Annotated in this window: 2 protein-coding genes; both read left to right on the top strand. The window is 40.8% G+C overall.

Going from position 1 to position 1,149, the window contains the following annotated elements; translation table 11 throughout:
* A partial coding sequence (locus R8269_RS25425; protein WP_318222940.1) for an NAD-dependent epimerase/dehydratase family protein occupies window positions 1-595 on the top strand: 595 nt, incomplete at its 5' end.
* Between the two features lie 53 nt (window positions 596-648).
* Window positions 649-1,149, top strand: a 501-nt coding sequence (locus R8269_RS25430) for a glycosyltransferase family 2 protein (protein ID WP_318222941.1), incomplete at its 3' end; no start/stop codon positions are given.

Below are 1,149 nucleotides of genomic sequence, written 5' to 3' on the forward strand. Positions count from 1 at the left end.
TTTCTCTACATCGGATAATGTTGATCACCCCGTTTCTTTATATGCAGCGACTAAAAAATCTAATGAATTGATGGCGCATAGTTATTCTCATCTCTATCAACTTCCTACAACAGGCTTACGTTTTTTTACTGTGTATGGTTCTTGGGGACGTCCAGATATGGCGCCTTTTATCTTTACTGAGAAAATAATTAACGGTCAGTCTATTGATATTAATAATAATGGTGATATGTGGAGGGACTTTACCCATATTAATGACATTGTTGAAGGGATAGTCAGAATTTCTGATGTCATACCAAGAATTAATCAGCGATGGCAGTTTGAAAATAGTACTCCAGCGGATAGTTCTGCTCCTTATTCTATTTACAATATTGGTTATGGTTCACCGATTTGTTTGATGGATTTTATCAAAGCAATAGAAAATGAACTCGGAATAGAAGCAAAGAAAAATTATCGAGAGATGCAGCCAGGAGATGTATACCAAACCTATGCTGATACAACAGCTTTCTATCAAGCCACTGGTTATCGGCCGTCAGTTTCCGTAGAAGAAGGTATTGCCGAGTTTGTCGCTTGGTACCGGAATTTTTATAACAAGTAAAAGATTTGTCATTCAGAACTTTCAAGGTCGAGAGTTCACATAAGGTTAGAGCTATGTTACCGAGTATATCAGTCGTTATTCCTGCAAAAAATGAACAAGGAAATATTGGGAAGTTAGTGAAAGAAATTCATGCCAGTTTAGAAGCATACCCTAACGTCGAAATTGTCATTACGGACGATGGTAGTACCGATGATACGGTGCAAGAGGCACTTGAAGCTGCTAAAGAATGTGGGTGTGACCTGCAAGTGGTAAGCCACGAACATAGTTGCGGTCAAAGCACAGCAGTGTTAACTGCCGTCAAACATGCAAAAGGCGAGTGGATTGTTACCTCCGATGCTGATGGGCAGAACGATCCGTCGGATATGCCTAAGATGCTTGAGCTTGCTGCTAAAGTCAGCAATCCGAACTTTTGCATCGCGGGTTATCGAGCGAAAAGGTTGGATACAGCTTGGGTTAGGTTTCAATCGAAGGTGGCGAACAAAGTGCGCCATGCATTACTAGGTGATGGTGTTCCAGATTCTGGTTGTGGACTTAAAGTCATCCCTAAATCGACT

This window comes from Vibrio sp. Vb0667, from assembly GCF_033391095.1.